The sequence below is a fragment of the Adlercreutzia sp. DFI.6.23 genome, assembly GCF_024462535.1.
Lineage (GTDB): Bacteria > Actinomycetota > Coriobacteriia > Coriobacteriales > Eggerthellaceae > Adlercreutzia > Adlercreutzia rubneri.
The window spans coordinates 1-402 of record NZ_JANGBP010000185.1 but is presented as its reverse complement, the minus strand read 5'-3'; the positions used below and the strand labels follow the sequence as shown (position 1 = coordinate 402).

The window sequence follows — 402 nt, the reverse complement described above, 5'->3', positions numbered from 1 at the left end:
CTTGCATTCCAGGTTGCGGATGCGCGGGTCGAACACGGCGTTGCAGCCGAAGTACGCGCCGTCGAAGGTGCGCTCGAGGCTCGTGAATTCCTGAGACCGCCATGGAAGCTCATGCCCCCCTGGTTGAACGCGAGTATCTCCAGCGGATGGGACAGGTAGTAGCCGTCGCCGTAGAACAGCACGTATCCGATGCGCGCACCCAGCACCAGGCCGACGATGGCGCAGACCATGAGCGTAAGCAGGTTGTCCTCGCTCATGCCGAGCTTCCAGCGCTTCGCCACGAAGTAGATGATGGCGGCGGCGCAGACGAACCCGAGTACGTAGGCCAGGCCGTACCAGCGCACCACCAGAGGCCCCAGCGAGAAGGCGATGGGGTCGAGCCCCTGATAAATGTCGTTCAGC

1 protein-coding gene is annotated in these 402 nt (G+C 63.2%); it reads right to left on the bottom strand.

Annotation, left to right across the window (positions count from 1 at the left end; translation table 11 throughout):
- A partial coding sequence (locus NE591_RS12925) for a prolipoprotein diacylglyceryl transferase (protein WP_256156824.1) occupies nt 1–401 on the bottom strand: 401 nt, incomplete at its 3' end.
- Nucleotide 402 lies beyond the last annotated feature (1 nt).